Origin of the sequence: Streptomyces netropsis (genome assembly GCF_014203545.1) — a bacterium.
In the GTDB taxonomy this organism is placed as follows: domain Bacteria; phylum Actinomycetota; class Actinomycetes; order Streptomycetales; family Streptomycetaceae; genus Streptomyces; species Streptomyces netropsis.
Genome location: NZ_JACHJG010000001.1, coordinates 859,249 through 885,035, shown reverse-complemented (window position 1 = coordinate 885,035; position 25,787 = coordinate 859,249). Strand labels below are relative to the sequence as shown.

At 72.9% G+C, this 25,787-nt stretch carries 31 protein-coding genes; 8 read left to right on the top strand and 23 right to left on the bottom strand.

All coding sequences use genetic code 11. The annotated features are described in order from the left end of the window. Positions 1-80: 80 nt before the first annotated feature. From lgt to hisI, 11 genes are all read right to left on the bottom strand, one after another. On the bottom strand, positions 81-1,124 hold the full coding sequence (lgt, locus tag FHS38_RS04025; RefSeq protein WP_184730647.1) for a prolipoprotein diacylglyceryl transferase: 1,044 nt from the start codon (positions 1,122-1,124) through the stop codon (positions 81-83). 129 nt (positions 1,125-1,253) lie between these two features. Beyond that, positions 1,254-2,033: a DsbA family protein gene (locus FHS38_RS04020; protein ID WP_184730645.1), complete on the bottom strand. Its 780-nt coding sequence runs from the start codon at positions 2,031-2,033 to the stop codon at positions 1,254-1,256. Positions 2,034-2,098: 65 nt separating this feature from the next. Beyond that, positions 2,099-2,914 (bottom strand): tryptophan synthase subunit alpha, encoded by an 816-nt coding sequence (gene trpA, locus FHS38_RS04015; protein WP_184730643.1) that lies wholly within the window; start codon positions 2,912-2,914, stop codon positions 2,099-2,101. Then, the gene (gene trpB, locus FHS38_RS04010) at positions 2,914-4,158 is read right to left on the bottom strand and encodes a tryptophan synthase subunit beta (protein WP_184730642.1); all 1,245 of its coding nucleotides are present in this window, start codon (positions 4,156-4,158) and stop codon (positions 2,914-2,916) included. Before trpB ends, trpA begins: the two co-directional genes overlap by 1 nt. A gap of 306 nt (positions 4,159-4,464) precedes the next feature. Beyond that, the gene (gene trpM / locus FHS38_RS04005; protein WP_184731140.1) at positions 4,465-4,650 is read right to left on the bottom strand and encodes a tryptophan biosynthesis modulator TrpM; all 186 of its coding nucleotides are present in this window, start codon (positions 4,648-4,650) and stop codon (positions 4,465-4,467) included. Between the two features lie 62 nt (positions 4,651-4,712). Next, entirely contained in the window at positions 4,713-5,522 is an 810-nt protein-coding gene (gene trpC, locus FHS38_RS04000) for an indole-3-glycerol phosphate synthase TrpC (protein WP_184730640.1), read from the bottom strand. A gap of 132 nt (positions 5,523-5,654) precedes the next feature. Next, a complete protein-coding gene (locus FHS38_RS03995) occupies positions 5,655-6,119 on the bottom strand; it encodes a DUF2752 domain-containing protein (RefSeq protein ID WP_373301745.1) in 465 nt (154 codons plus the stop codon). 149 nt (positions 6,120-6,268) lie between these two features. Continuing rightward, a complete protein-coding gene (locus tag FHS38_RS03990; protein ID WP_184730636.1) occupies positions 6,269-6,505 on the bottom strand; it encodes an HGxxPAAW family protein in 237 nt (78 codons plus the stop codon). A 112-nt stretch (positions 6,506-6,617) separates the two neighbouring features. Next, positions 6,618-7,286 (bottom strand): TIGR02234 family membrane protein, encoded by a 669-nt coding sequence (locus FHS38_RS03985; RefSeq protein WP_184730634.1) that lies wholly within the window; start codon positions 7,284-7,286, stop codon positions 6,618-6,620. A 235-nt stretch (positions 7,287-7,521) separates the two neighbouring features. Continuing rightward, positions 7,522-9,090 carry an anthranilate synthase component I gene (locus FHS38_RS03980; RefSeq protein WP_184730632.1) on the bottom strand — a complete coding sequence of 523 codons (1,569 nt, stop codon included), beginning with the start codon at positions 9,088-9,090 and terminating at the stop codon, positions 7,522-7,524. 11 nt (positions 9,091-9,101) lie between these two features. Continuing rightward, complete coding sequence (gene hisI / locus FHS38_RS03975; protein ID WP_229821855.1) at positions 9,102-9,512, bottom strand: phosphoribosyl-AMP cyclohydrolase; 411 nt, start codon at positions 9,510-9,512, stop codon at positions 9,102-9,104. A gap of 82 nt (positions 9,513-9,594) precedes the next feature. Here hisI and FHS38_RS03970 point away from each other — a divergent pair, with 82 nt between their 5' ends. The 3 genes from FHS38_RS03970 to FHS38_RS03960 all read left to right on the top strand — a co-directional run bounded on the left by FHS38_RS03970 (position 9,595) and on the right by FHS38_RS03960 (position 11,739). After that, positions 9,595-10,449 carry a septum formation family protein gene (locus tag FHS38_RS03970; RefSeq protein WP_184730630.1) on the top strand — a complete coding sequence of 285 codons (855 nt, stop codon included), beginning with the start codon at positions 9,595-9,597 and terminating at the stop codon, positions 10,447-10,449. Positions 10,450-10,519: 70 nt separating this feature from the next. Next, on the top strand, positions 10,520-11,152 hold the full coding sequence (locus tag FHS38_RS03965) for a TIGR03085 family metal-binding protein (RefSeq protein ID WP_184730629.1): 633 nt from the start codon (positions 10,520-10,522) through the stop codon (positions 11,150-11,152). A gap of 47 nt (positions 11,153-11,199) precedes the next feature. Then, the gene (locus FHS38_RS03960; RefSeq protein ID WP_184730627.1) at positions 11,200-11,739 is read left to right on the top strand and encodes a DoxX family protein; all 540 of its coding nucleotides are present in this window, start codon (positions 11,200-11,202) and stop codon (positions 11,737-11,739) included. A gap of 143 nt (positions 11,740-11,882) precedes the next feature. Here FHS38_RS03960 and hisF read toward each other — a convergent pair whose 3' ends face one another. The 8 genes from hisF to hisD are packed head-to-tail and all read right to left on the bottom strand — an operon-like array spanning position 11,883 to position 17,626. Further along, positions 11,883-12,638: an imidazole glycerol phosphate synthase subunit HisF gene (gene hisF / locus FHS38_RS03955; protein WP_184730626.1), complete on the bottom strand. Its 756-nt coding sequence runs from the start codon at positions 12,636-12,638 to the stop codon at positions 11,883-11,885. After that, positions 12,635-13,042: a RidA family protein gene (locus FHS38_RS03950; protein ID WP_184730624.1), complete on the bottom strand. Its 408-nt coding sequence runs from the start codon at positions 13,040-13,042 to the stop codon at positions 12,635-12,637. The genes hisF and FHS38_RS03950 overlap by 4 nt, the downstream gene beginning before the upstream one ends. Then, positions 13,039-13,770 carry a bifunctional 1-(5-phosphoribosyl)-5-((5-phosphoribosylamino)methylideneamino)imidazole-4-carboxamide isomerase/phosphoribosylanthranilate isomerase PriA gene (gene priA, locus FHS38_RS03945; protein WP_184730622.1) on the bottom strand — a complete coding sequence of 244 codons (732 nt, stop codon included), beginning with the start codon at positions 13,768-13,770 and terminating at the stop codon, positions 13,039-13,041. Before priA ends, FHS38_RS03950 begins: the two co-directional genes overlap by 4 nt. Positions 13,771-13,801: 31 nt before the next feature. After that, the gene (hisH, locus tag FHS38_RS03940) at positions 13,802-14,443 is read right to left on the bottom strand and encodes an imidazole glycerol phosphate synthase subunit HisH (RefSeq protein WP_184730620.1); all 642 of its coding nucleotides are present in this window, start codon (positions 14,441-14,443) and stop codon (positions 13,802-13,804) included. After that, a complete protein-coding gene (locus FHS38_RS03935) occupies positions 14,440-14,607 on the bottom strand; it encodes a CG2302 family histidine operon protein (protein ID WP_165451513.1) in 168 nt (55 codons plus the stop codon). Before FHS38_RS03935 ends, hisH begins: the two co-directional genes overlap by 4 nt. Continuing rightward, positions 14,604-15,197: an imidazoleglycerol-phosphate dehydratase HisB gene (gene hisB, locus FHS38_RS03930; RefSeq protein WP_184730618.1), complete on the bottom strand. Its 594-nt coding sequence runs from the start codon at positions 15,195-15,197 to the stop codon at positions 14,604-14,606. The genes FHS38_RS03935 and hisB overlap by 4 nt, the downstream gene beginning before the upstream one ends. Beyond that, the gene (locus tag FHS38_RS03925) at positions 15,194-16,318 is read right to left on the bottom strand and encodes a histidinol-phosphate transaminase (RefSeq protein WP_184730616.1); all 1,125 of its coding nucleotides are present in this window, start codon (positions 16,316-16,318) and stop codon (positions 15,194-15,196) included. Before FHS38_RS03925 ends, hisB begins: the two co-directional genes overlap by 4 nt. After that, complete coding sequence (hisD, locus tag FHS38_RS03920) at positions 16,319-17,626, bottom strand: histidinol dehydrogenase (protein ID WP_184730614.1); 1,308 nt, start codon at positions 17,624-17,626, stop codon at positions 16,319-16,321. A 188-nt stretch (positions 17,627-17,814) separates the two neighbouring features. On the opposite strand from hisD, the gene FHS38_RS03915 reads away from it, so the two are divergent. The 4 genes from FHS38_RS03915 to FHS38_RS36585 all read left to right on the top strand — a co-directional run bounded on the left by FHS38_RS03915 (position 17,815) and on the right by FHS38_RS36585 (position 20,933). Beyond that, positions 17,815-19,413 (top strand): oxidoreductase, encoded by a 1,599-nt coding sequence (locus FHS38_RS03915; protein ID WP_184730612.1) that lies wholly within the window; start codon positions 17,815-17,817, stop codon positions 19,411-19,413. Between the two features lie 64 nt (positions 19,414-19,477). Beyond that, positions 19,478-20,215 (top strand): LON peptidase substrate-binding domain-containing protein, encoded by a 738-nt coding sequence (locus FHS38_RS03910; RefSeq protein ID WP_184730610.1) that lies wholly within the window; start codon positions 19,478-19,480, stop codon positions 20,213-20,215. 30 nt (positions 20,216-20,245) lie between these two features. Continuing rightward, positions 20,246-20,746 (top strand): Cys-tRNA(Pro) deacylase, encoded by a 501-nt coding sequence (gene ybaK, locus FHS38_RS03905; protein ID WP_184730608.1) that lies wholly within the window; start codon positions 20,246-20,248, stop codon positions 20,744-20,746. A 112-nt stretch (positions 20,747-20,858) separates the two neighbouring features. Further along, on the top strand, positions 20,859-20,933 hold the full coding sequence (locus tag FHS38_RS36585; protein ID WP_430542707.1) for a 50S ribosomal protein bL37: 75 nt from the start codon (positions 20,859-20,861) through the stop codon (positions 20,931-20,933). Between the two features lie 154 nt (positions 20,934-21,087). Here the strand turns inward: FHS38_RS36585 and FHS38_RS03900 are convergent, their stop codons facing one another. The 4 genes from FHS38_RS03900 to FHS38_RS03885 all read right to left on the bottom strand — a co-directional run bounded on the left by FHS38_RS03900 (position 21,088) and on the right by FHS38_RS03885 (position 25,322). Continuing rightward, positions 21,088-21,723: an ABC transporter permease gene (locus tag FHS38_RS03900; protein WP_229821856.1), complete on the bottom strand. Its 636-nt coding sequence runs from the start codon at positions 21,721-21,723 to the stop codon at positions 21,088-21,090. A 59-nt stretch (positions 21,724-21,782) separates the two neighbouring features. Continuing rightward, the gene (locus tag FHS38_RS03895; protein ID WP_184730606.1) at positions 21,783-22,637 is read right to left on the bottom strand and encodes an ABC transporter permease; all 855 of its coding nucleotides are present in this window, start codon (positions 22,635-22,637) and stop codon (positions 21,783-21,785) included. A gap of 48 nt (positions 22,638-22,685) precedes the next feature. Next, the gene (locus tag FHS38_RS03890; RefSeq protein WP_184730604.1) at positions 22,686-23,714 is read right to left on the bottom strand and encodes an ABC transporter ATP-binding protein; all 1,029 of its coding nucleotides are present in this window, start codon (positions 23,712-23,714) and stop codon (positions 22,686-22,688) included. A gap of 279 nt (positions 23,715-23,993) precedes the next feature. After that, positions 23,994-25,322 (bottom strand): NYN domain-containing protein, encoded by a 1,329-nt coding sequence (locus FHS38_RS03885; RefSeq protein WP_184730602.1) that lies wholly within the window; start codon positions 25,320-25,322, stop codon positions 23,994-23,996. A gap of 266 nt (positions 25,323-25,588) precedes the next feature. Between FHS38_RS03885 and FHS38_RS03880 the strand changes: the two genes are divergently transcribed. Then, complete coding sequence (locus FHS38_RS03880) at positions 25,589-25,762, top strand: hypothetical protein (protein ID WP_184730600.1); 174 nt, start codon at positions 25,589-25,591, stop codon at positions 25,760-25,762. Positions 25,763-25,787 lie beyond the last annotated feature (25 nt).

Here is a 25,787-nt window from a genome sequence, read left to right as displayed (position 1 = left end):
CGGAAAAATTCCCCCGGAAATGCCCGAGGGCCGCCGGACCTTGGCGGTCCGGCGGCCCTCGGGGGTGACGACGTCTCGGGTCAGAGCTTCTTGCCCGGCTTGTCGGCCGACGCGTCGGAACCGGCGGCCGTGCCGGCGCCCTTGGCGGGGTCCGCCGGGCCGGACGGGGTGTCCGCCGGCTTCTCGCCGGGCTTCTTGACCGGCTTGCGCGGCAGCTCCTTGACCGGCTTCGCGGCCGGCTTCCCGGCGGCGCTCTGCGCCGTCCCCGCCTTGTCGCCGGGCGTGGGCTCGGGGCCGTCCTCGGCGGCCGCGGGCTCCACCACGGTCTCCCGGCCGGGCCGGAGCTTCGCGGAGACGATCATGTAGACGATCGCGGCGAGGAACACGACGATCGAGGTCCAGCCGTTGAGCCGCAGGCCCAGCAGGTGGTGGGCGTCGTCGACGCGCAGGTACTCGATCCAGAAGCGGCCCACCGTGTACGCCGCGACGTACAGGGCGAAGGCCCGGCCGTGGCCGAGCGTGAACCGGCGGTCCGCCCAGATGACCAGCGCCGCGACGCCGAGGCACCACAGCGACTCGTACAGGAACGTCGGGTGGTACGTCCCCGCGATCCGCCCGATCCCGGGGTCCGCGTCGATCTTCAGTGCCCACGGCAGGTCCGTGGCCTTGCCGTAGAGCTCCTGGTTGAACCAGTTGCCCCAGCGGCCGATGGCCTGCGCCACCGCGAGGCCGGGCGCCAGCGCGTCCGCCCAGGCCGGGAGCGGGATCCCGCGGCGTCGGCAGCCGATCCAGGCGCCCACCGCGCCGAGCGCGACGGCACCCCAGATGCCGAGCCCGCCCTCCCAGATCTTGAAGGCGTTGACCCAGTCCCGCCCCTCACCGAAGTACAGCTCGTAGTCGGTGATCACGTGATAGAGGCGGCCGCCGACGAGCCCGAAGGGCACCGCCCACACGGCGATGTCGGCGACCGTCCCGGTCCGCCCACCGCGCGCGATCCAGCGCCGGTTGCCGAGCCAGACGGCGACGAAGACGCCGATGATGATGCAGAAGGCATAGCCGCGCAGCGGGACCGGTCCGAGGTGGATCACACCGGTCGACGGGCTGGGAATGTAAGCGATGTCCATGGCAGCACCGACGCTACCTTGCCGGGACGCGGCCACGGCAACCCACCCGGCGCAACGGCTGCGTAACGGCCCTCCGGCCGCCGGGCGTCACAGGGGCCGTCGCGCCGTCGGCAGCGGCCCCTGGGGGTCTCAGTTCTTGGCCGCCCCCGCGACCATCTGCCGCAGCTTCTCGGGGGTGAGCGGGTTGGCCTGGTCGCCGTAGATGCTCTTGCCGTCGAGGAGGACGGTCGGGGTGGCGTGGTAGGCGGACTTGCCGAAGGCCTCGTGGGACTTCTTCACCCAGCTGTCGTGGGTGCCCTCGTTCACACACGTACGGAACGCCGGGGTGTCCAGGCCCGGGACCTGGCCGGCCAGCTCCAGCAGGCGCGCCTTCTTGCCGAAGGCGTCGTCGGTCTCCGCCGGCTGGTTCTTGTAGAGCAGGTCGTGGTAGGCGGAGAACTTGCCCACGTCCTGCGCGCACGCCGCCGCGTTCGCCGCATTGAGCGAGCCGGTGCCGCCGAGGTTGTTGTCGATCAGTGTGACGAGGTGATACTCGGTCTTCAGCTGGCCCTTGGCCTCCAGGGCGTGGATCGTGTCGCGGAAGGCGTTCTCGAACTGGGCGCAGCCGGGGCAGCGGAAGTCCTCGTAGACGCTGAGGGTGGCCTTGGAGGCGGGCTTGCCGACCGGGATGGTGACGGCGTCCTTGCCCATCGCGCCCTGCGGGTGGACGAGCGGCCCGGCGCTCTCCTTCTTGTCCTTGCCGGCGCCCGCCACCAGAACGCCGACCCCGGCCGCGATTCCCAGGACGCCCACGACCACGGCCCCCGCGATCAGGGCCCGCTTGCGCTTGGCGCGGGACTCCTCCCTCTGACGCTGTTCCTGCAGCCGCTCGCGGGCGCTGCGCTTTCCGTCGCTGTTCTTCTGGCTCACATCCCGCTACAACGAACCGGGGGCGCGCCCATGCGCGCCCCCGGCCGCGTTTTCCTTCAAACGGATTACGCGCGCTTGGCGACGCCCGCGGCGAGTTCACCCGCCAGTGCGCGTACTCCGGCCAGGCCCGTCTCCAGGTCGGGAGCGTCCAACAGCCGCTTCACGAAGGCCGATCCGACGATGACGCCGTCGGCGAACTGGGCGACCTGCTCGGCCTGCCGGGCGTTGGAGACGCCGAGTCCGACGCAGACCGGCAGCTCGGTGACCGCCCGCGTGCGCCGCACCAGATCCTGGGCCTCCTGCCCGACGGACTCACGGGTGCCGGTGACGCCCATCAGCGAGGCCGCGTAGACGAAGCCGCTGCCCGCTGCCGTGATCTTGGCGAGCCGCTCGTCGCGGCTGCTGGGCGCGACGACGAACACGGTGGCCAGGCCGTGCTGTTCGGCGGCCTTGCGCCACACCTCGGACTCCTCGACCGGCAGGTCCGGCAGGATGCAGCCCGCTCCCCCGGCCTCGGCGAGATCGGCGGCGAACCGCTCGACCCCGTAGGCGTCGACGGGGTTCCAGTAGGTCATGCAGAGCACCGGGGCGCCCGTCGCGGCGTGGGCCTCGCGGACCGTGCGGATCACATCGACGATCTTGACGCCGCCGCGCAGGGCGATGTCGTCGGCGGTCTGGATGACCGGGCCGTCCAGGACCGGGTCGCTGTGCGGCAGCCCGACCTCGACGACGTCACAGCCGCCCTCGACCATGGCGGTGACGGCCCGTACGCCGTCGTCCACGGTCGGGAAGCCGGCCGGGAGGTAGCCGACGAGCGCGGCGCGCCCCTCGGCCTTGGCCGTGGCCAGTACGGAGCTGAGCAGTTCGATGTTGCCCGCCATCACTTCGCCCCCGCAGCGTCGTTGTCGTACAGCCCGAAGTAGCGCGCGGCGGTGTCCATGTCCTTGTCGCCGCGCCCGGAGAGGTTGACCAGGACGAGGCCGTCCGGGCCGAGCTCCTTGCCGAGGTCGAGGGCGCCCGCGAGCGCGTGGGCGCTCTCGATCGCGGGGATGATGCCCTCGGTGCGCGACAGCAGCCGCATCGCCTGCATGGCCTCGTCGTCGGTGACGGCGCGGTACTCGGCGCGGCCGAGGTCCTTGAGGTACGAGTGCTCCGGGCCGATGCCGGGGTAGTCGAGCCCGGCGGAGATCGAGTACGGCTCGGTGATCTGGCCGTCCTCGTCCTGGAGGACGTAGCTGCGGGAGCCGTGCAGGATGCCGGGGGTGCCGGCGGTGAGGGTGGCCGCGTGCTCGCCGCTGTCCACGCCGTGTCCGCCCGGCTCGCAGCCGATCAGCCGGACACCGGTGTCGGGCAGGAAGGCGTGGAAGAGGCCGATGGCGTTGGACCCGCCGCCGACGCACGCCACGGCGGCGTCCGGGAGGCGGCCCGTCCGCTCGAGGATCTGGCGGCGCGCCTCGACGCCGATGACCCGGTGGAAGTCGCGCACCAGCGCCGGGAAGGGGTGCGGGCCGGCGACGGTGCCGAAGAGGTAGTGGGTGCGGTCGACGTTGGCGACCCAGTCGCGGAACGCCTCGTTGATGGCGTCCTTGAGGGTGCGGCTGCCGGACTTCACCGCGATGACCTCGGCGCCGAGCATCCGCATCCGGGCGACGTTGAGCGCCTGGCGCTCGGTGTCGACCTCGCCCATGTAGATGGTGCATTCCAGGCCGAAGAGCGCGCAGGCGGTCGCGGTGGCAACGCCGTGCTGTCCGGCGCCGGTCTCGGCGATGACGCGGGTCTTGCCCATGCGCTTGGTGAGCAGCGCCTGGCCCAGCACATTGTTGATCTTGTGGGAGCCGGTGTGGTTGAGGTCCTCGCGCTTGAGGAACACCCGGGCGCCGCCCGCGTGTTCGGCGAAGCGCGCCACCTCGGTCAGGGCGCTCGGCCGACCGGTGTAATTGACCATCAGTTCGTTGAGCTCGGCCGCGAAGGCGGGGTCCGCCTTCGCCTTCTCGTACTCCGCGGCGACCTCGTCGACGGCGGCGACGAGCGCCTCGGGGATGAATTTGCCACCGAAGGCGCCGAAGTAGCCCTCGGGGCTCGGGATGTGACCCTCCGGGTCCGGGATGAAGAAGTCAGACGACATCCGACGTACTCCTCAGTCGGGGCCCGCGGGCCCCGCTAGGTCTCGATGGACGGGCATCACGCTATGCGGAGAGGACGACCGCCGACCGCGACTTCCGCGCGCGGCAGGGTGTGTCCGTGAAGTCGCGGCGTACGCCCGAAGGGCGTGGCCGGCGGCGTCTGGTGCGTGCGATCGCAAGGCGGAGGGTCGCCCTCGTACTGGGCGTACTCGGGCGAGCCCGACAACGCAGCGAGCTCCCCCAGCTACCGCTGGGAGGTGCCCCCAGTGCCAGGCGTCGCGGGCCAGGCGCGACTTCGCGGACACACCCTAGGCCGTGGCGCGGTGGGTGCGGTCCGTCGTCGTGCGCATCGTGGGGCGACGCCATCGCATGCCGTTGATCTGACCCGGCTCACAGCCGATGTGGTAGCGCACCCGGCGGCCGTGGACCCGGCGGGCGGGCGCGCGGCAGCCGCGGGGGCGGCAGCCGCGGGCGAGTCGCGCGTACGCCGCCATGCCGACGGGGGCCGAGTGCGTGCTCGGCCCCGGACGGCTGCGGCGGCGGATCATGGGAGGGGTCAGCCCCTGCCGTGCCGCAGGGCGGGGTGCGCGCCGGCGGCGACGAGGTCGGCGACCGCGCCGCGCGGGTCACGGCCGGTGACCAGGGACTCGCCGACGAGCACCGCGTCGGCGCCTTCGTTGGCGTAGGCGATGAGGTCGTGCGGGCCGCGCACCCCGGACTCGGCGATCTTGACGATGTGGTCCGGGATCTCGGGCGCGACGCGGGCGAAGTTATCGCGGTCGACCTCGAGGGTCTTGAGGTTGCGGGCGTTGACGCCGATGATCCGGGCGCCGGCGTCGACCGCGCGCTGGACCTCTTCCTCGTCGTGCACCTCGACCAGCGGGGTGAGGCCGATCGACTCGGCCCGCTCGATGAGGGAGACCAGGGCCTCCTGCTCGAGGGCGGCGACGATCAGAAGGGCCAGGTCGGCCCCGTACGCGCGGGCCTCCCACAGCTGGTAGGCGGTGACGATGAAGTCCTTGCGCAGGACGGGGATGTCGACCCGGGCCCGGACGGCCTCCAGATCGGCGAGCGAGCCGCCGAAGCGGCGCTGCTCGGTCAGCACGCTGATGACGGCCGCGCCGCCCGCCTCGTAGTCCGCGGCGAGTCCGGCGGGGTCGGCGATCGCGGCGAGCGCGCCCTTGGAGGGGCTGGAGCGCTTGACCTCGCAGATGACGGTGACGTTCTCGCCCTTGAGGGCCGCGACGCCGTCCTTGGCCTGCGGGGCCTTGGCGGCCCGCTGCTTGAGCTCGTCGAGGGTGACGCGCGCCTGCCGCTCCGCGAGGTCGGCACGGACACCGTCGATGATCTCGTCGAGCACACTCACGCGAGCGGCCCCCTTCCGGACTCGGATGGTCTGGGCTGGCGGCTGGAAATCACCCCACCAGGACTTGCGATGGTACTTGCCGTAGGGCGAAGGTCCCGCATCCGGTTGACGCAGGTCCCGCCAGGTGGACATTCATGGGATCAGAGCCGACCCGAACGGCAGGTTCCGTACGACGGTGAAGACGAGGACGACACCGCCCAGCGCCCACCAGTGACCGGGGCGGGTCCGTACGGGCCCGGCGGGAACCGCCCGCAGGGCCCTGGCCAGCCACACGGCCCAGAACACGGCGAAGGCCGCGTAGCCGGCGACGGCCAGGGCGTTCGCGCCGAGCGCGGTGGTCAGATCGCCGTGGGCGAGGGCGTGGACGCCGCGCAGCCCGCCGCAGCCGGGGCAGTACAGCCCGGTGTGGTGCAGCAGCGGGCAGACCGGGTAGTGGCCGGGCTCGTTGGGGTCCACGGCGCCGACGTAGCCGGCGGCCGTGGCAAGCGCCGCCGCGACGCCGAGCGGGGCGGCGAGGCGGTGCGCCAGGGGCTCGGGCGGGGCGGTGGTGCCGCCGGGGGCCCCGGCATCCCGAGGACGGCTCGCGTGGTCCCTCACACCGTCGAGTCTCCCCCGGGAACGACGAAGGCGCAGCTCAGGGCCCGCGTACATACAGCCGTACGGGCCCGGGCCGCGCCATGTGCGCCCGCGGTGCCGCCCGTGGTGTGCCGGGCGGCGGCGAGTGGGTGTTCGCGAAGTGCGGAGGGTCAGCCCTGCGTCTGCGCGTGCGACTGCGCACGGGCGGGGCGCTTGGGGGCCTGGCCCAGGCCCGCGGCCCGCATGCCCATGCCGACGACGCCACCGAGGGCGATCACGACCATTCCGGCCCAGAAGCCCATCGGCTTGGCCATCACCGTGAACGCGCCGGAGATGCAGAAGCCGATGAAGGCGATGGTGACACCGGTCCAGGCGGCCGGAGTGTGTCCGTGGCTGCTACCCGACATGAGTATGACTCCTCGTTGCTGTATCGCGCCTGCGGGCGCAGAGAGAACGCTCGATGCCATTGTCCCCGACGGCCGGGGCTGCCTTGAGCTGGGGTGGGCGTGTCTTTCCCGGCTACGTCCGGGGGGTGTCCCCGGTGGTTTCGCCGGTGGGGTCCTCGCCGCGGTCGAGGGCCTTCCACAGCTCCTCGGGGCGGTCCGGGTCGGGGGCGGTGCGGGCGCGGCGCGGGCGGGGGGTGCCGTCGCGCTCGTAGCGGCCGGACATGGCGGGCCAGTGGCGGCCGTAGCGCAGGGCGAGCAGTCCGGCGAGGAGCAGCAGCACGCCGCCGACGAGGGCGACCCACGGCCAGGCGGTGTGGGTGACGTTCTCGATGGCGCCGTCGGTGAGGCCGCCGACCTTGCTGGCCTTCTCCTCCAGGGCGGCGGTGTCGGAGACACCGCCGAAGGCGCCCGCGATCACGCCGGCGCCGCTCAGGGCGAGCAGCGCGGCGACGGCGATCCGGCCGGCGCCGCGTACGGCGAAGACGGCGACCAGCGCGGCGAGGCCGACGATGGCCAGCGCGCCGGGCAGGCCGCTGACGTCCTGGCCGCTGGCCTGCCGGACGACGCTGCCCTGGGCCACGGCGGCGGTGCCCTCGGCCCAGGTGCGGCCGCCGGAGAGCAGGACGAGCGCGGCGCCGAGCGCGCCGAAGAGCAGGGCGACGCCGACGCTGCGTCTGGCGCCGCTGCCGGTGCGCGGGGCGGGCTGGGATACGGGGCGGGGGTGGGGAACGGCTGCGCTCACGGTTACCACTATCCCCCGCCCGCGCGCCCGGCCCCAACGCGGGGGGCTGGCCGGCCGTGGCGTCGCCCCTCCGCCGCGCGGCGGTGCCCTCAATCGCCGGACGGGCTGCCGTGCTGTGTCCTCAATCGCCGGACGGGCTTGCTCTCAAGCCCGTCCGGCGATTGAGGACGCGCCCGCAGGGCGCCCGCCGCCGCGGGCGGCAAGACGGCCCGCAGGCCGAAGATCCGCCGGACCCCTAGCCGGAGGCGAGCCGGTTGGCGGTGTGGACGGCGCGGAGCACGGCCGCGGCCTTGTTCCGGCACTCGGCGTCCTCGGCGGCGGGGTCGGAGTCGGCGACCACGCCCGCGCCCGCCTGGACGTAGGCGGTGCCGTCGCGCAGCAGCGCCGTGCGGATGGCGATGGCGGTGTCGGAGTCGCCCGCGAAGTCGAGGTAGCCGACGCAGCCCCCGTACAGCCCGCGGCGGGCGGGCTCCAGCTCCTCGATGATCTGCATGGCGCGCGGTTTGGGCGCGCCGGAGAGGGTGCCGGCGGGGAAACAGGCGGTGAGCACGTCGAAGGCGGTACGGCCGGCGGCGAGGCGTCCGGTGACCGTGGAGACGATGTGCATCACATGGCTGTAGCGCTCGATCGACATGAAGTCGACGACCTCGACGCTGCCGGGCTCGCAGACCCGGCCGAGGTCGTTGCGGCCGAGGTCGACGAGCATCAGGTGCTCGGCGCGCTCCTTGGGGTCGCCGAGGAGTTCGTCACCGAGCGCGGCATCGGCCTGCGGGCTCGCCCCGCGCGGGCGGGTGCCCGCGATGGGGTGCACCATGGCGTGCCCGTCCTCGACCTTGACGAGCGCTTCGGGGCTGGAACCGACGACGTCGAACGCGCCGCCGTCCTCGTGGGGGAACCGGAACAGGTACATGTACGGGCTGGGGTTGGTGGCCCGCAGGACCCGGTAGACGTCGAGGGCGGAGGCGGTGCAGGGGGTCTCGAAGCGCTGGGAGGGCACGACCTGGAAGGCCTCGCCCGCGCGGATGCGCTCCTTGATGTCCTCGACGGCCGCCCGGTAGTCGGCGCCGCCCCAGCGGGCGGTGTACTCGGGGAGTTCGGAGGGCGGCAGGACGGTGGGGGCGGTGGGCGTGGGCCGGTGGAGGTCGGCGGCCATCGCGTCGAGCCGGGCGACGGCGTCGGCGTAGGCCTCGTCGATGCCGGTGTCGAGGTCGTTGTGGTTGATCGCGTTGGCGATCAGCAGCACGGTGCCGTTCCAGTGGTCGAGCACCGCGAGGTCCGAGGTGAGCAGCATCGTGAGCTCGGGCAGCCCGAGGGTGTCCTCGCCGTGCTCGCCGATCTTCTCGAGGCGGCGGACGATGTCGTAGCCGAGGTAGCCCACCATGCCGCCGGTGAAGGGCGGCAGCCCGGAACCCTCTATGAGGTCGCGCGGGGTGTGCAGGGTGGCCACGGTGTCGCGCAGCGCCTCCAGCGGGTCGCCCTCGGTGGGGACGCCGACGGGTGGGGTGCCGAGCCAGTGGGTCTGCCCGTCGCGGACGGTGAGGGTGGCGTCGCTGCGGACGCCGACGAAGGAGTAGCGGGACCAGGTGCGGCCGTTCTCGGCGGACTCCAGCAGGAAGGTGCCGGGCCGTTCGGCCGCCAGCTTGCGGTAGAGGCCGACGGGCGTGTCGCCGTCGGCGAGGAAGCGTCGGGTGACCGGGATGACCCGACGGTCCTTCGCGAGCGTGCGGAAGGTGTCGGCGTCGGGCGTGGTGGTACCCGTGGTCGCGGCGCGGGGGGCCGGGACGCCTGAGGTCGTGGCAGCCATGGCAGCGGAGCCTACTTGCCCAGGGGCAGGACGTCGGCATCGAAACAGGTGCGGTCACCGGTGTGGCAGGCGGCGCCGACCTGGTCGACCTTGACGAGGAGGGTGTCCGCGTCGCAGTCCAGGGCAACGGACTTGACGTGCTGTACGTGTCCGGAGGTGTCGCCCTTGACCCAGTACTCGCGGCGGCTGCGGCTCCAGTAGGTGCAGCGGCCGGTGGTGAGGGTGCGGTGGAGCGCCTCGTCGTCCATCCAGCCGAGCATGAGGACCTCGCCGGTGTCGTACTGCTGGGCGATGGCGGGGACCAGTCCGTCGGCGTCGCGCTTGAGGCGGGCGGCGATGGCGGGGTCCAGGCGGCCGGATCCGGAAGGTGCGCCGGGAGGGCGGGGGGCGTCGGGGGTGCTGGGGAGGGCGTTGCCGGTCATGTGGCCATTCTGCCGCTTCGGGCCGGTGGGGTTGCCGTAACCCACTGGCCGGGCTGTCAGTGGCATGCGGCATGCTTCGCCCATGACCTCTCCGCCTCCGCCGAACACACCCCGATCGCCCGGTGACGGCGGTGGATTCGGCCCACCGCAGAGTTTCGGCCAGCCCTACGGGCAGCAGAGCCCGCAGGGGGCGCCCGGTCAGCCGGGCCCGCAGTACGGGCAGCAGGGGTACGGCGCCCAGCAGCCGTACGGCGGTCAGCCGGGGTTCGGCCAGCAGTACGGGCAGTTCGCGCCTCCCATGCCGCCGCCCCCGCCGCCTTCGGGTGGCAACGGCGCGAAGGTCGCCGCGATCGTGGTCGTGTCGGTGCTGGTGGTGGGGCTGGCCGTCGGTGGTGTGATCCTCTCGCAGAGCGGCGACGGGGACGACAAGCCGGCCGCGCGGGGGACGTCCTCGCCGAGTGCCTCACCGTCGGCGGCCCCTTCGGCGTCCCAGGATTCCACGGGTCTCTCCCCGGGCGAGGGCGGCGCGGTGGACGGCGGCAGGTCGGCCGACCCGAGCACGCCGTCCCTGCCGAACATGGTTCCGTACGTGGTCCTCAAGCCCGGCCAGTGCTACGACCACCCGGCGCTCAGCAGCACGGTCACCAGGGTGGAGACGCGGTCGTGCGACAGCTCGCACGACGGCGAGGTGGTGGCCAACGAGACCCTGACGGGCACGTTCGCGACGCAGCGGGACATCCAGGAGAAGGCCGTTGAGCTGTGCAACACCGAGGCGGAGAAGCGCGTGCGCTCCATAGCCGACGGCCGCCGGTACTACTCGTACACACTGATGCCCGCCAAGACGACCTACGACCGCGGCCAGAACCAGCTGTCCTGCACGATCACCCTCAGCAACACCCGGGGTGGCGCGAAACTGACCGCACCGCTGCCGGAGTAGGGGCCGATGGGGGCACGGGGGCAGGCGCGGCGCCATGGCACTGCCGAGGTGACGGTCGTAGGCTGACGGCATGTCAACCCACGCTCAGCGCGAACGCCTCCTCCTCGCCGATCTGTTGGAGACGGCGGGGCCGTACGCTCCGACGCTCTGCGACGGCTGGCGGACCCGTGATCTCGCGGCGCACGTCGTGGTCCGTGAGCGCCGCTCCGACGCGGCGGCGGGCCTGGTGCTCAAGCCGCTGGCCGCCCGCTTGGCGCGGGTGCAGGCCGAGTTCGCCGCGAAGCCGTACGAGGAGTTGCTCCAGCTGATCCGTACGGGCCCGCCGCGCCTGTCGCCGTACGCCCTCAAGCAGGTCGACGAGGCGGCCAACACCGTCGAGTTCTACGTGCACACCGAGGACGTCCGCCGCGCGCAGTCGGAGTGGACGCCGCGGGTGCTCGACCCGGTCTTCTCGGACGCGCTGTGGAGCCGGATCGAGCGGATGGCGCGGATGCTGGGCCGCCGGTCACCGGTGGGCCTGGTGCTGCGCCGGCCCGACGGCCGTACGGCCGTGGCGCACCGCGGCACCCCGGTGGTCACGGTCACCGGGGAGCCGGGCGAGCTGACCCTGTTCGTCTTCGGCCGCCAGGGCGCCGCCCGGGTCGGGCTGGAGGGCGACAAGGACGCGCAGACGGAACTGCTCGAGGCGAAACTGGGAATCTGAGGGCTCGGGGGCCGGCCCGGACACCGCCTCGGAGAAAGGTTCCCACCATGACTTTCCCCAGCAGAACCCGCATTCTCGGCGACCACGCGGGCGCACTGCCACCCACCGGCGTCTCGCTGGGGCTCCTGCTGCTGCGCCTCATGCTCGGCATCATCATGGTGGGGCACGGCACGCAGAAGCTCTTCGGCTGGTTCGGCGGGCCCGGTATCGACGGGACGGCGCAGTTCTTCGGCGCTTACGGCTATCCCGCCCCCAAGGCCATGGCCTTCATCGCCGGGCTCAGCGAGACGCTCGGCGGTCTGGGGCTCGCCCTCGGCCTGCTCACACCGCTGGCGGCCGCCGCCGTGCTGGGCACGATGATCAATGCGCTCGATGTGACCTGGGACGGCGGATTCTTCCTCCCGAAGGGAGTGGAATTCACCCTTTTGGTCGCCGTGGCGGCGACGTCTCTCGCACTGACGGGGCCGGGCCGGTACGCGGCCGACCACTACTTGCCGGTACTACGGGCGAACCGGCTGGCGTACGGGGTGGCGGCGATCGCGTTGGCGCTGGTGGCGGGGGCGGTGGTCCTGCTGATCCGGGACTAGCGCCTGCCCGGCGGATCTTCGTGGCTCAGCGAGCGGCTTTCCCCTACCCGCCCCCTTCCCGAGACCGGGGCTCCGCCCCGGACCCTGTCCTCAATCGCCGGACGGGCTTGACCGCCGGCGATTGAGGACGAAGGCGGCCGCACCTAGCGCACTGGGTGACCCGCCTCCTGGAGGGCCGTCTTGACCTCCGGGATGCGCAGCGTGCCGAAGTGGAAGACCGACGCGGCCAGGACCGCGTCCGCGCCCGCCTCGATGGCCGGGGCGAAGTCCGCGAGCTTGCCGGCGCCGCCGCTGGCGATCACGGGGACCGTGACGTGCCGGCGCACCGCCGTGATCATTTCGGTGTCGTAGCCGCCCTGCGTGCCGTCGGCGTCCATCGAGTTCAGCAGGATCTCGCCGGCGCCCAGCTCGGCCGCCCGGTGCGCCCACTCCACGGCGTCCATGCCCGTGCCGCGCCGGCCGCCGTGCGTGGTGACCTCGAAGCTGCCGGACGGGGTGCGGCGGGCGTCCACGGACAGCACCAGCACCTGGCGGCCGAAGCGCTCCGCGATCTCCCGGATCAGCTCGGGCCGCTCGATGGCCGCCGTGTTGACCCCGACCTTGTCGGCGCCGGCCCGCAGCAGCTTGTCGACGTCGCCGGGGGTGCGGACGCCGCCGCCCACGGTCAGCGGGATGAAGACCTGCTCGGCCGTGCGGCGCACCACGTCGTAGGTGGTCTCGCGGTTGCCGGAGGAGGCGGTGATGTCGAGGAAGGTCAGCTCGTCGGCGCCCTCCCGGCCGTAGATCTTGGCCATCTCGACGGGGTCGCCCGCGTCGCGCAGATTCTGAAAGTTGACGCCCTTGACGACCCGGCCGTTGTCCACGTCCAGGCAGGGGATGACTCGGACCGCCAGGGTCATGTGCTCGATGCTCCTCGGTAAGCTTCTACTTCTACTTCGACCAGGACGCGCGAGTCGACGAAGCCGGAGACCACGGCGAGGGTCGCCACGGGCCGTACGGCGTCGAAGAGTTCCTTGTGGGCGCGGCCGACCGCGTCCACGTCACGCGCGTGGGTCAGATACATGCGGGTGCGGATGACGGACTCGACGCCGAGGCCGAACTCGCGCAGCGCGGCGAGCGCGTTGCCGAAGGCCGCGAGCGTCTGTTCGTACGGATCGCCCTCGCCCTGCAGGACGCCGTGCACCAGCGGCATCGTCCCGGCGACGAGGACCCGGTCCCCCGCCGCCACGGCACGTGCGAAGCCGATCGACTCCTCCCAGGAGCTGTCTGTCTGCACGCGCCGCGGGGCTGGGGATTCGGTCATACGGAAACTGCCTCCAGGGCTTCTTCCAAGGTGAACGCCTTGGCGTAGAGAGCCTTGCCGACGATGGCACCTTCGACACCCTCCGGTACCAGAGTGGCGATCGCCCGCAGATCGTCAAGGGACGAAACACCACCGGAGGCGACGACCGGCTTGTCGGTGACCGCGCAGACGCCCCGGAGCAGCTCCAGGTTGGGGCCCTGGAGGGTGCCGTCCTTGGCGATGTCGGTCACGACGTAGCGGGCGCAGCCCTCGGCGTCCAGACGGGCGAGGGTCTCGTACAGGTCGCCGCCGTCGCGGGTCCAGCCGCGGCCGCGCAGGGTGGTGCCCCGGACGTCCAGGCCGACGGCGATCTTGTCGCCGTGCTCGGCGATGACCTTGGCGACCCACTCGGGGCTCTCCAGGGCGGCGGTGCCGAGGTTGACGCGGGTGCAGCCGGTGGCGAGGGCGGCGGCCAGCGAGGCGTCGTCACGGATGCCGCCGGACAGCTCGACCTTGATGTCCATCGAACGGGCGACCTCGGCGACCTGCGCACGGTTGTCGCCGGTGCCGAAGGCGGCGTCCAGGTCCACCAGATGCAGCCACTCGGCGCCCGCCCGCTGCCAGGCGAGGGCAGCGGACAGCGGGTCGCCGTACGACGTCTCGGAGCCGGACTCGCCATGGACGAGGCGGACGGCCTGGCCGTCACGGACGTCGACGGCGGGGAGGAGTTCGAGGCGGTTGGCGCTCAAGGCATGTTCCTAGATAGCAGGGTCGAGAGGGCTAGAGGGTGGCGAGCCAGTTGGTCAGCAACTGGGCGCCGGCGTCGCCGGACTTCTCGGGATGGAACTGGGTCGCGCACAGCGGTCCGTTCTCCACCGCGGCGATGAACGGCTCGCCATGGGTGGCCCAGGTGACCTGGGGCGGCCGGATGTGGTCCGCGGTGATCTCGAAGCCCCACTCGCGCACCGCGTAGGAGTGCACGAAGTAGTAGCGGGTGTCGGCGTCGAGGCCCGCGAAGAGCCGGGAGTCCGCCGCCGGGGTGACGGTGTTCCAGCCCATGTGCGGCACGACGGGGGCCTTGAGCGGCTCGACCGTGCCGGGCCACTCGTCCAGGCCCTCGGTCTCGACGCCGTGCTCGATGCCGCGCTCGAAGAGGATCTGCATGCCGACGCAGATGCCCATCACGGGCCGGCCGCCGGACAGCCGGCGCCCGACGATCCAGTCGCCGCGGGCGGCGCGCAGACCCTTCATGCAGGCGTCGAACGCGCCGACACCCGGGACGAGCAGCCCGTCGGCGGTCATCGCCCGGTCGTAGTCGCGGGTGATCTCCACATCGGCACCGACGTGCGCGAGGGCACGCTCGGCGGAGCGGACGTTGCCGAATCCGTAGTCGAAGACGACGACCTTCTTGCGGTCGCTCATTCCCAGACCCCCTGCAGTCGCAGCACACCGGCCACCAGACACATCGCGGACGCTATACCGAGCAGCACGATCAGGCCCTTGGGCATGCCCTGCTTGGCGAAGGAGATGATCCCGCCGACGAGGAACAGGCCCACGACGATCAGGATGGTGGACAGGCCGTTCACAGGGCGCCCTTCGTAGACGGGAGAATTCCAGCTGCGCGTGTATCGCGCTCGCTGGCGTAGCGCAGGGCGCGGGCGAGGGCCTTGAACTGGCACTCCACGATGTGGTGGGCGTTGCGCCCGTACGGCACGTGGACGTGCAGGGCGATCTGGGCCTGCGCGACGAAGGACTCCAGGATGTGCCGGGTCATCGTCGTGTCGTAGGCGCCGATCATCGGTGCCATGTTCTCGGGCTCGGTGTGCACGAGGTACGGGCGACCGGAGAGGTCCACGGTGACCTGGGCGAGGGACTCGTCCAGCGGGACGGTGCAGTTGCCGAACCGGTAGATGCCCACCTTGTCGCCGAGCGCCTGCTTGAAGGCGGCACCGAGCGCGAGGGCGGTGTCCTCGATGGTGTGGTGGGTGTCGATGTGCAGATCGCCGTCGGTCTTGACCCGGAGGTCGAAGAGGCCGTGCCGGCCGAGCTGGTCGAGCATGTGGTCGAAGAAGCCGACGCCTGTCGACACGTCGACCTGCCCCGTCCCGTCGAGATCGATCTCGACGAGCACGGACGTCTCCTTGGTGGTGCGCTCAGTGCGGCCCACGCGGTTCATCGGTTGATCTCCTTGCGAATGGCACGTACCGCGTCGAGGAACGCGTCGTTCTCCGCCGGGGTGCCCGCGGTGACCCGCAGCCAGCCCGGTACGCCGTTGTCCCGGACCAGGACACCGTGGTCGAGGATGGCCCGCCACGCCGCGTGGCTGTCCTCGAAGCGTCCGAACTGCACGAAATTGGCGTCGGACTCCGTCACCTCGCAGCCGGTCGCGCGCAGCTCGGTGACGATGCGGTCCCGCTCGGACTTGAGCTGTTCGACGTAGCCGAGCAGCGTATCGGTGTGCTCCAGGGCCGCGAGCGCGGTGGCCTGGGTGACGGACGACAGGTGGTACGGCAGTCGGACGAGCTGGACGGCGTCGACCACGGCGGGGTGGGCGGCCAGATAGCCCAGGCGCAGCCCGGCCGCGCCGAAGGCCTTGGACATGGTCCGGGAGACGACGAGGTGGGGGCGGCCCTCGATGAGCGGCAGCAGCGAGGGGTGGTGGCTGAACTCGCCGTACGCCTCGTCCACGACCACCATCGAGGGCTTCGCCGCCTGCGCGGCCTCGTACAGCCGCAGGACGGTGTCGGCGTCGACGGCGGTGCCGGTGGGGTTGTTCGGGGAGCAGATGAAGACCACGTCGGGCCGCTGCTCGCCGATGGCCCGGACGGCCGCGTCGACGTCGATGGTGAAGTCGGCGGTGCGCGGGCCGGCGATCCAGCCGGTGCCGGTGCCGCGCGAGATCAGGGCGTGCATGGAGTACGAGGGCTCGAAGCCCATCGCGGTGCGGCCGGGGCCGCCGAAGGTCTGGAGCAGCTGCTGCAGGACCTCGTTGGAGCCGTTGGCCGCCCACACGTTGGCGGGGCCGACCTCGTGTCCGGCGGTGCGGGTGAGGTACTTCGCCAGCTCGGTGCGGAGCTCTACCGCGTCCCGGTCGGGGTAGCGGTTGAGGTGCCGGGCCGCCTCGGTGACGCGCTCGGCGATGCGGGCGACGAGGGGCTCGGGCAGCGGGTAGGGGTTCTCGTTGGTGTTCAGGCGGACGGGCACGTCGAGCTGGGGCGCCCCGTAGGGGGACTTGCCGCGCAGTTCGTCCCGGACGGGGAGGTCGTCCCAGGGGGACGTGGTGGGGTTGCCGGTCACTTACTTCGGTACCTTCCAGCCGAACCGCGCCTTGAGCGCGGCTCCGTGTGCGGGCAGGTCCTCGGCCTCGGCGAGGGTGACCACGTGGTGGGCGACCTCGGCGAGCGCGTCGCGGGTGTAGTCGACGACGTGGATGCCGCGCAGGAAGGACTGCACGGACAGGCCGGAGGAGTGGCAGGCGCAGCCACCGGTGGGCAGTACGTGGTTGGAGCCGGCGCAGTAGTCGCCGAGGGAGACCGGCGCGTACGGGCCGACGAAGATCGCTCCGGCGTTGCGCACCCGGGCGGCGACGTCGGCGGCGTTCTCGGTCTGGATCTCCAGGTGCTCGGCCGCGTAGGCGTCGACGACGGCGAGGCCCTGGTCGAGGTCGTCGACGAGGACGATGCCGGACTGGCGTCCGGCGAGCGCCTCGGTGATCCGCTCCTGGTGCTTGGTGGCGGCGACCTGGGTCTTCAGCTCGGCCTCGACGGCCTCGGCGAGCGCCTCGGAGGGCGTGACGAGGACGGCGGCGGCCAGCACGTCGTGCTCGGCCTGGCTGATCAGGTCGGCGGCGACGTGCGCCGCGTCGGCGGTGTCGTCGGCGAGGATCGCGATCTCGGTCGGGCCGGCCTCGGCGTCGATGCCGATGCGGCCCTTGAGCAGGCGCTTGGCGGCGGCGACCCAGATGTTTCCGGGGCCGGTGACCAGCTGCGCGGGACGGCACTCGTCGGTGCCGTAGGCGAACATGGCGATCGCCTGGGCGCCACCGGCGGCGTAGACCTCGTCGACGCCGAGGAGGGCGCAGGCGGCGAGGATCGTGGGGTGCGGCAGACCGCCGTGGTCCTTCTGCGGCGGTGAGGAGACGGCGAGCGAGGAGACGCCGGCCTCCTGTGCGGGGACGACGTTCATCACGACGGACGAGGGGTAGACGGCGTTGCCGCCGGGCACGTACAGCCCGACGCGCTCGACGGGCACCCAGCGCTCGGTGACGGTGCCGCCGGGGACGACCTTGACCGTCTTGTCGGTGCGCCGCTGCTCGCGGTGGACGATGCGGGCGCGGCGGATGGACTCCTCCAGCGCGGCCCGTACGGCCGGATCCAGCCGCTCCAGGGCGCCGGTGATCTCCTCGGGGGCGACGCGCACCCGGTCGATCCGGACGCCGTCGAACCGCTCCGCGTAGTCGATCAGGGCCGCGGTGCCGCGATGATGCACGTCCTCGCAGATGGGCCGCACCTTTTCCAGGGCGGCCTCGACGTCGAGTTCGGCTCGGGGCAGCAGGTCGCGGTCGACGCCCGAGGCGGCACCGCGCAGATCGATTCGGGAGATCACACCGCCAATTGTCTCAGACCCGTCCCGACACATGGCGCGCCGTACCACTCAGTGATACGTCGCGTCGCGGCCGTTCGCCGTTGACGGGTGCCCGAAGAACAGTTGATCATCACTATCGGCGTTCAAGCGGGCACAGAGCGGGAATGGGGACCTGTACAAGTGGTACAGGTGACGGGAGGGAAACGGCCGTGACCGAGCCACGTGACGGCGAACCGCCCACCGGGCTCGATCTCACCACCGCCGAGTGGGGCATGTGGCAGGCGTTCCGCAATGGCAGCACCCACGATCTGCGCACCCCCTATCCCGAGCGCAACGACCCGACCGGCCCGCACACCTGGGGGCCCGAGCGCAGTGTGCGCGCCCGGGTCGTCGCCCTGCTGCTCCTGGACGGCCCGCCCGCCCAGCCGGGGCGGGTCTGCGCCCTGAAGCTCAACGGTGTGCACGTCACCGGCACGCTGGACCTCTCGGGCGGGACGGTCGTCCCGTATGTCGAGATGCACAATTGCCGCTTCGAGCAGCAGATCCTGTTACCGGAGAGCCGTTTCACCACCCTGCGGCTGGTCGGCTGCGCGCTCCCCCGGCTGGAGGCCGCCCGGCTGACCACCGAGGGCGATCTGCATCTGCCGCGCTGTGTCATCCCGAGCGGCATCCGGCTGACGGACGCGCACATCGGGTCGGATCTGCTGCTCAACCAGCTGATGGTGCGCCGCGACCGGCGCGGGCTGTCCATCGCCGCCGACGGGATGACCGTCGGGCAGGACCTCCAGGCCGAGATGATGCGCTCCGACGGGGAGCTGAGCATGCGCGGCGCGAAGATAGGCGCCTCGCTGAGCCTGCGCGGCAGCTCGCTGAACAACCCCTTCGGGCGGCGGGCCTTCAACGCCCCGCAGCTGACCGTGGAGCGCACCCTGTATCTGACGGCGGCCGGCGTCAGCGGCTCGCCCTTCGCCGGCGCCACTCCCCCGTACGGCATCACCAACACCCCCGAGCACGGCACCCGGCTGCAGAGCTTCGAGTGCCAGGGCGGGGTGCGGCTCGACGACGGGCGGTTCGGCGACGCGGTGGACCTCAGCCAGGCCCGCTTCGTGATGGAAGCGGACCAGGAGCTTTCCCTGCGCCGCGTCCAGACGCCGGAGCTGCGCTTCCTCGGGGAGCGGCAGCAGCGCGGACGGGTAGTGCTGTCGGGGGCGCGGGTGGCCAATCTGGTCGACCGGGCGGACAGCTGGCCGGGGCCCGGCGGCCTGGTGATGGCCGGGTTCTTCTACGAGCACCTGATACCGCTCGGCCACTTCCCGCTCGCCCGCCGGCTGGAGTGGGTGGCGGCCGCCACCCCGGAGTACGCCCCCGAGCCGTACGAGCGGCTGGCGGGTGCCCTGCGCGCCAGCGGCGAGGACGCGGACGCGCGCGCGGTGCTGCTCGCCAAGCAGCGCCGCAGACGCGAGACGCTGCCGCTGGCGGGCAAGGCGTGGGGCTACCTCCAGGACTGGACGGTGGCGTACGGCTACCGCCCCGGGCGGGCCGCGGTGTGGATGGCGGTGCTGTGGGCGCTGGGCACGGTGTATTTCACATGGCGCCCGGTGGCGCCCCTGAAGGAGGGCGAGGGGCCGGACTGGAGCCCCGTGCTGTACACCCTGGATCTGCTGCTGCCGGTCATCGACCTGGGGCAGGGCAATTTCTGGAAACCCACCGGGGCCGCCCAGTGGGTGGTGACGGCCTTGATCCTGCTCGGCTGGGTGCTGGCCACCACGGTCGCCGCCGGTGCCTCCCGATTGCTGCGCCGTCAGTGAAACCGCGGTCCGCGGAAAACCCGTCCGCGTTCGCCGCCTTCCGGGGCCATTAGGCTTACCGGCTGTGACCACCGCGCGCCTTCCGCTCTTCCCGCTGAACTCGGTGCTGTTCCCGGGACTCGTCCTCCCGCTGAACGTCTTCGAGCAGCGGTACCGCGCGCTGATGCGCGATCTGTCGGCGCTGCCGGAGGACGAGCCGCGCCGCTTCGGCGTCGTCGCCATCCGCGACGGCAGCGAGGTCGCGCCCAGCGCGCCCGGCCTGCCCGAGGGCGCCCGGCCGGAGCCGGGACCGGCCTCCGGCTTCGGCGCCGACCCGATCAAGGCGTTCCACCTGGTGGGCTGCACGGCGGACGCGGCGACGATCCGCGAGCGCGAGAACGGCACGTACGAGGTGCTGGCCACCGGCACCACCCGTTTCCGGCTGCTGTCCGTCGACGCCTCGGGCCCGTATCTGACGGGTGAGGTGGAGAGCATCGAGGAGGAGCAGGGCGAGGAGGCGGGCGCGCTCGCCTCCGGTGTCGTGCGGGCCTTCCGGGCCTACCAGAAGCGGCTGGCGGGGGCGCGCGAGCGCTCGCTGAACGGTGAGGCGGACCTGCCCGGCGAGCCGTCGGTGCTGTCCTATCTGGTGGCGGCCGCGACGGTGCTGGACACCCCGGCCAAGCAGCGGCTGCTGGAGGCCCCGGACACGGCGGCCCGGCTGGCGGCGGAGCTGAAAATGCTGCGCGCCGAGACCGCGGTGATCGCTAAGCTCCCGTCGATCCCGGCCACGGAACTCACCCGGCGGCCGACCAGCCCCAACTGAGCCCCGACGGACCCCACGAAAGGCCCGGCCTTGGCGAAGAAGCCCAGGAAACAGCAGTCCGGTGCCACGCCCGCGATCGTCGCCCTGGAGAAGGCGGGCACCGTCTTCTCCGTGCGGGCCTACGAGCACGACCCGGCCGCCCCCTCCTACGGCGAGGAGGCCGCCGAGGCGCTGGGCGTCGACCCGAGCCGGGTGTTCAAGACACTGGTGGCCGATGTGGACGGCGTGCTGACCGTGGCCGTCGTGCCCGTCTCCGGTTCGCTCGACCTCAAGGCCCTCGCGGTCGCGGTCGGCGGCAAGCGGGCGGCGATGGCCGACCCGGCGGCCGCCGAGCGCACCACGGGGTACGTGCGGGGCGGGATCTCGCCGCTCGGCCAGCGCAAGCGGCTGCCGACGGCGCTGGACGCCTCGGCCGGCGCGTTCGCGACGATCTGTGTCTCGGCGGGGCGGCGCGGGCTGGAGGTCGAGCTGTCGCCCGACGACCTCGCGGCGCTGACGGGCGCGGTGCTCGCGCCGATCGCCCGCCCCTGAGCCACCCGTCCGCTCCCGTGCTCCTTGCCGTGGGGCTGGACTGTTGCGCGTCCCTCCGTTACGACCGAGGGGCGGGCCGCCGTACGCGCGTCCCGCCCAGGGAGGGACGCCCATGTCGAAGCGCACCCGCAAGCGCCGCTGGCGCCTGAAGAAGAACCGCGCCAACCACGGGAGGCGCCCGGCGTAGCGCCGGGCGCTCGGGCCACGTCACGTGGACCTCCGCTGCGCGGCGGTGTCCTCAATCGCCGGACGGGCTTCTTTTGAGCCCGTCCGGCGATTGAGGACGCGCCCGCAGGGCGCTTACCGCCGCAGACGGCCCCGCCGAAGCTCCGCCGGACAGGCTACGGCTTCGGCGGAAGGCCGGGCGCAGCCCAGTCCGGCTCGGGGTCGCGCGGGCCGAATGCCGCCGTGAGGCCGAGGTGGACGGCCATCGCGGCCAGTGGCCAGAACAGCAGCGCACCCTTGGCGGCCAGCCGGAGCGGGGCGTCGAAGACCACGCCCCTGCCGGCGGCCCGGGCGCTCGCGGCCACATCGGAACTCGGGCCGAGCCACACCCCCAGCCGCCAGCCGATCACCGACGCGAGCAGCGAGCCGAGCGCCAGCCCGATGACGAGGGGGATCCCGCCGCGGCGGAGGAACCAGAAGACCAGGGCCGCGCTCAGCGCGCCGAAGCCCACCGCCAGCAGCACGAACGTGCCGTCCGCGCCGATCGCCTGCTCGCCTTCGGTGGCTTTGAGGTAGACGGCCTTGCCGTCCGAGATCAGCGGTACGCGGGGCGCCAGCCACAGCCACAGCAGCCCCAGCAGCACCCCGGCCAGGCTCACCAGCGCGGCGACGACCGCGGCCTGGCTCAGCTCGACGCGGAGCCCCGGGCCGTCGGCGCCCCCGTGGTCGGCGGACTCCCGGTGCACGAGCCCGTGCGGGGGGACCTGTGAGGGTTCGTGCGGGGGTTCGTGCGGCGTCAGCGGTGCGGTCACCTTGCCATCGTGCCAGGTCGACGACGTGCCGTCGGCGGCAGGACCGCCGCTGCGGCGCGTCACCGCACGGCCGCCCGGCGGTACGCCCAGGTGGCGACGGCCAGCGAGACCACGCCGACGGCGGCGCACACCCCGAGGTCCGCGGCCACCAGCAGCCAGTCGGGCCGCTCGTCGAAGGTCCGCGCCAGGGCCTCCACGCCGTAGGTGGAGGGCAGCAGATCGCGCGCGTAGCCGATGGGGGCGGGCAGGTGGGCGGCCGGGAGCACGCCCAGCAGCAGCGCCGCGGACATGCCCAACTGGCCACACAGCGTCGCCAGTTCCTGCCGGGGCGCGAGCAGCCCGAGCGCCGCGCCGAGCCCGGCGAGGGCCGCCCCGGCCAGCGGGATCACCGCGACGAGCACCCACAGGTGGGTCATCGGCAGGTGGAACAGCGCGCTTCCGACGACCGCCGTGACGGCCGTGCCGGGCACGGTGAAGGACGCGTACGCCGCCGCCGCGCCCAGCACCACCGCCGCGGGCGGCACGGGGAGGGTCGCGTAGTGGTCGAGGCCGCCGCTGGCGCGCAGCTGCCCGAAGTACTGGGCGAGGAGGTTCAGCGCGACGAACGCCACGACCAGCACGCTGGACCCGGCGACGACGGCCCGCGCCTCGTCCCCGCCGTCCACGACCCCGCGCATCAGGACCATGATCCCGACGGACTGGAACGTCGCGACGAACAGCAGCGGGATCCGTGCCACCCGGGCGCGCGAGAGCTGCGCCCGGTACACGGCGACCAGGGCGGGCAGCAGCCGTGCCCGGGGAGCGAGCGGGGCGGCGCCGTCGCCGTCGGACCAGGGCCGGGCGCAGCCCTCGGACCGTGCCGGGTCCTCGGCCCCGGCACGGCCGGACACCACCTCTGCGGATACAGCAGTCACCCGGCACAGCTCCTGTTCGGTCCGGTCCAGTGGCCCCTCATGAATGGGTCACCCCTTCACCAGCCCCTCCGTGCGGTCGCCGCCGAGCGCCAGATAGACGTCCTCCAGGCTCGGGGTGGCCAGCGTGAAGTCGTCGAGGGCGGCGAAGGCGGGGCCGCCGGTCACGGCGGCCACGGCGGCCCGCGCCTCGGCGGGGGCGAGCCGCAGCGACCAGCGGCGGCCCGACTCGTGGGCCGCGTCGCGCAGCGCCGCGACCTCGGGGACGTCCAGCGGGGGCTCGGCGCGCCAGACGAGTTCGACGCGGACCTCGTCGCCGACGAGCTCCTTGAGGCCGGTGGGGGTGTCGCAGGCGATGATCCGGCCGCGTTCGAGGACCGCGACCCGGTCGAGGACGGTCTCGGCCTCGATGACGTTGTGGGTGACGAGCAGCACGGTCGCGCCGCGCTCGGCGCGCCGCCGGTCGACGGCGGCCCAGACGGCTCGGCGCGCGACGGGGTCCATGCCGGTGGTGGGCTCGTCCAGGACGAGCACGGGCCGTTCCCCGACGAGGGTCGCGGCGAAGCAGGCGAGCCGGCGCTGGCCGCCGGAGAGCTTCTTCAGCGGCCGGCCGGCGATCGCGGCGAGGCCCAGTTCGTCGATGACGGCGTCGCGCTCGGCGCGGGCGTCGCGCAGGGTGAGGCCGCGCAGCCGCCCGGTGGTCTCCGCGGCCAGGGACACCGTCAGCTCGTCGAGCGCGGTGGACTCCTGGCCGAGGTAGCCGACGAGCCGGGAGGCCCGCTCGGGGTGGCGTACGAGGTCGTGGCCGAGCAGGTCGACGCTGCCCGCGTCGGGCCGCAGCAGACCGGTGAGCTGGCGTACGAGCGTGGACTTGCCGGCGCCGTTGGGGCCGAGCAGCCCGAAGATCTCACCGCGTCGGACGTCGAGGTCGATGCCGTCACTGGCCCGCACGGCGGCCGCGCCGGGGGCGCCCCGCCGCCCGCGCGCGGCGGGGTAGGTCTTGACCAGGCCGCGCACGGTGCACACCGCGTCGTCCGTCGCCCGCCCTGGGGAGCCCCGCTCCGCCTGTTTCGCGCCCATCCTCACGAGCTATGAGGGTACGCGCTCCGGCGCCTGCGGCTTGCTTTGGGGTGGCGCACCCGGGGTGGGTTCGGCGCCGCCGGGTCCCGCCCTCGCGGGTGGTCGCCGTTGCGGTGGGAAGGAGTCCCCGGTTCCGCCCCTTCCCGTGACCGGAGCGAGCCCCCGGCCCTTCGGGGTCCGGGGCGGGGCCCCGCGTTCTCCCCGTCTCGACGGCGCCGGGCCACGGCGGTGGGATCCGGCCGTGCCGATCCGGCCGTACCGATCCGGCCGGATGTCGGCTCAGTCCCCCGCGGGGGCGTGCTCGGCCGCTGTGCGCGCGTCGATCTCGCGCCAGAATCCGGCCCGGATCGCATAGCGGTCGTGCTCGTCGATCTGGTCGTCCTTGTGCGCGAGCAACCCGAAGCGGGCCGCGTACCGCAACAGCTCGCCGTCGATGCGGTGCGGGATGCGCGGGTACTCGGTGGAGAGGTGCTGGAGGTGGACGGAGTCGGTGAGGCGCTCGGTCCAGCGGCGGGCGAAGACCTGGCCGACCTCGAAGGGATCGCCGCCGACGGTGGTGATGTCCTCCTCGCGGTCGGCCCAGCGCTGTTCGGCGCTGGTGAGCTGGGCGAGCATCGGGAGCGAGGCCGTTTCGGGCGGCTCGCCCAGGCCGTTTCCGGCGCCGCGCTCGACCCAGCCCTTGTCGGAGGACCAGCGGAGGGTGGCGTTGGGGGCGGGGGCGGTCCCCTGGCCGCCTTGCCCCGCGGACTGGCCCGATCGGTCCCCGCCGTTCTGGGGTGTCGCCCCGGCCAGACCGCGGGCGAGGCCGGCGAGGTCCTTCGGGGTGGGCACGCCCTTGCTGCCGGGGGCCTCGGTGCCGCGCTCCGATTCGGGGCAGGTGTCGGGGCAGGGCTCGGCGGGGGCGGCGGGCCGGGTGCCGTTGCGCTGGGCGGGGCGGGCGTCGGCCGCGCGGCTCGCGGCGGCGGCAGCGGCGGCCGCCGCGGTCTCGGGGAGCGGCGCGGAGAGGATCGCGGCGATCTCGGGGCGGGGCGCGGGCTGCGGGGCGCAGATGCCGGTGAGTTCCTTGGCGCGGACGGCCCGGGTGATCCAGGTGCGGTCCAGGACGCGCCGCTCGTCGGCTTCGGCGACGAGGTCCTCGGACTGGTTGTAGTCGCCGTCGGCGGCCTGGACGGCCCACAGGTGGACGGCCACGCCGTGTTCCTTGGCGGACATCAGGCCCGGGAGCAGATCGCCGTCGCCGGTGACGAGCACGATGTCGGAACAGGCGCGGTTGCGGGCCAGCTCGGTGAGCTCGGCGTGCATGGCCGCGTCGACCCCCTTCTGGGCCCACCGGCCGTCGCTGCGGGTCAGGGCCCCCAGCCGGACGGTGACGCGGGGCATCACGCGGAGCCTGCGGTGCTCGGGCTGCGGCACCCGGTCGGGGGCCCCGTCGAACCAGTAGATCCGCAGCAGCGGGCGCTGCGTCTCGGCTTCCGCCCGCTCGCGCAGCCCTTGGATGAGGGTCGCGTGATCGACGGTGATGCGGGACCGGGCGGGTTCCCCGGCCAGCAGGCTCGCGGCGGCGCCCAGCAGATAGCCGGCGTCCACCAGGACGACGCAGCGGTCCACGTTCCACCCTCTTTCTGTCAGTTTTCTGTCAGTCCAGAAGTGCGGTCGCCCCCCGGCACGGTCGTGCCCCTGGTTTGCCTTGGCTTTCCTTGGAGTCTGCCCGACCGCACGGGGGTTATCAGTCCGAACTGGATCATCGGCGTGGCGGATACGGGCACAGATCGATAAGTGCATCTATCACGCACGGTAATTACCCGAAATGCACGGTTCGCCGGCGCGTGCCAGTGTGTTCGGCGGGGGGTAACCCCGACTGGAGGCACACGAGCATGGCCAAGAACAGGAAGCAGAACCGGGAGCAGCAGAAGAGCAGCGCGGCCGAGCGCGGTACGCAGCAGGCGAAGAGCTCCTCGATGGAGGCCCAGGCCGATCAGCGGCAGTCCCAGGTGACCCCGGGGGATATGGCGCGCAAGGGCCGGCAGAAGCGCTTCGGTCACAACTGAGCGGTCGCCGGACCGCCGGGGCAGG

What these genes read in the sequence shown, in the direction of transcription:
- lgt (WP_184730647.1), bottom strand. Translation starts at nt 1,124, where the DNA reads ATGGACATCGCTTACATTCCCAGCCCGTCGACCGGTGTGATCCACCTC.
- trpA (WP_184730643.1), bottom strand. Translation starts at nt 2,914, where the DNA reads ATGGCGGGCAACATCGAACTGCTCAGCTCCGTACTGGCCACGGCCAAG.
- trpB (WP_184730642.1), bottom strand. Translation starts at nt 4,158, where the DNA reads ATGTCGTCTGACTTCTTCATCCCGGACCCGGAGGGTCACATCCCGAGC.
- trpM (WP_184731140.1), bottom strand. Translation starts at nt 4,650, where the DNA reads ATGGCGGCGTACGCGCGACTCGCCCGCGGCTGCCGCCCCCGCGGCTGC.
- FHS38_RS03990 (WP_184730636.1), bottom strand. Translation starts at nt 6,505, where the DNA reads ATGTCGGGTAGCAGCCACGGACACACTCCGGCCGCCTGGACCGGTGTC.
- FHS38_RS03980 (WP_184730632.1), bottom strand. Translation starts at nt 9,090, where the DNA reads ATGGCTGCCACGACCTCAGGCGTCCCGGCCCCCCGCGCCGCGACCACG.
- hisI (WP_229821855.1), bottom strand. Translation starts at nt 9,512, where the DNA reads ATGACCGGCAACGCCCTCCCCAGCACCCCCGACGCCCCCCGCCCTCCC.
- FHS38_RS03970 (WP_184730630.1), top strand. Translation starts at nt 9,595, where the DNA reads ATGACCTCTCCGCCTCCGCCGAACACACCCCGATCGCCCGGTGACGGC.
- FHS38_RS03965 (WP_184730629.1), top strand. Translation starts at nt 10,520, where the DNA reads ATGTCAACCCACGCTCAGCGCGAACGCCTCCTCCTCGCCGATCTGTTG.
- FHS38_RS03960 (WP_184730627.1), top strand. Translation starts at nt 11,200, where the DNA reads ATGACTTTCCCCAGCAGAACCCGCATTCTCGGCGACCACGCGGGCGCA.
- hisF (WP_184730626.1), bottom strand. Translation starts at nt 12,638, where the DNA reads ATGACCCTGGCGGTCCGAGTCATCCCCTGCCTGGACGTGGACAACGGC.
- FHS38_RS03950 (WP_184730624.1), bottom strand. Translation starts at nt 13,042, where the DNA reads ATGACCGAATCCCCAGCCCCGCGGCGCGTGCAGACAGACAGCTCCTGG.
- hisH (WP_184730620.1), bottom strand. Translation starts at nt 14,443, where the DNA reads ATGAGCGACCGCAAGAAGGTCGTCGTCTTCGACTACGGATTCGGCAAC.
- hisB (WP_184730618.1), bottom strand. Translation starts at nt 15,197, where the DNA reads ATGAACCGCGTGGGCCGCACTGAGCGCACCACCAAGGAGACGTCCGTG.
- FHS38_RS03890 (WP_184730604.1), bottom strand. Translation starts at nt 23,714, where the DNA reads ATGGGCGCGAAACAGGCGGAGCGGGGCTCCCCAGGGCGGGCGACGGAC.
- FHS38_RS03880 (WP_184730600.1), top strand. Translation starts at nt 25,589, where the DNA reads ATGGCCAAGAACAGGAAGCAGAACCGGGAGCAGCAGAAGAGCAGCGCG.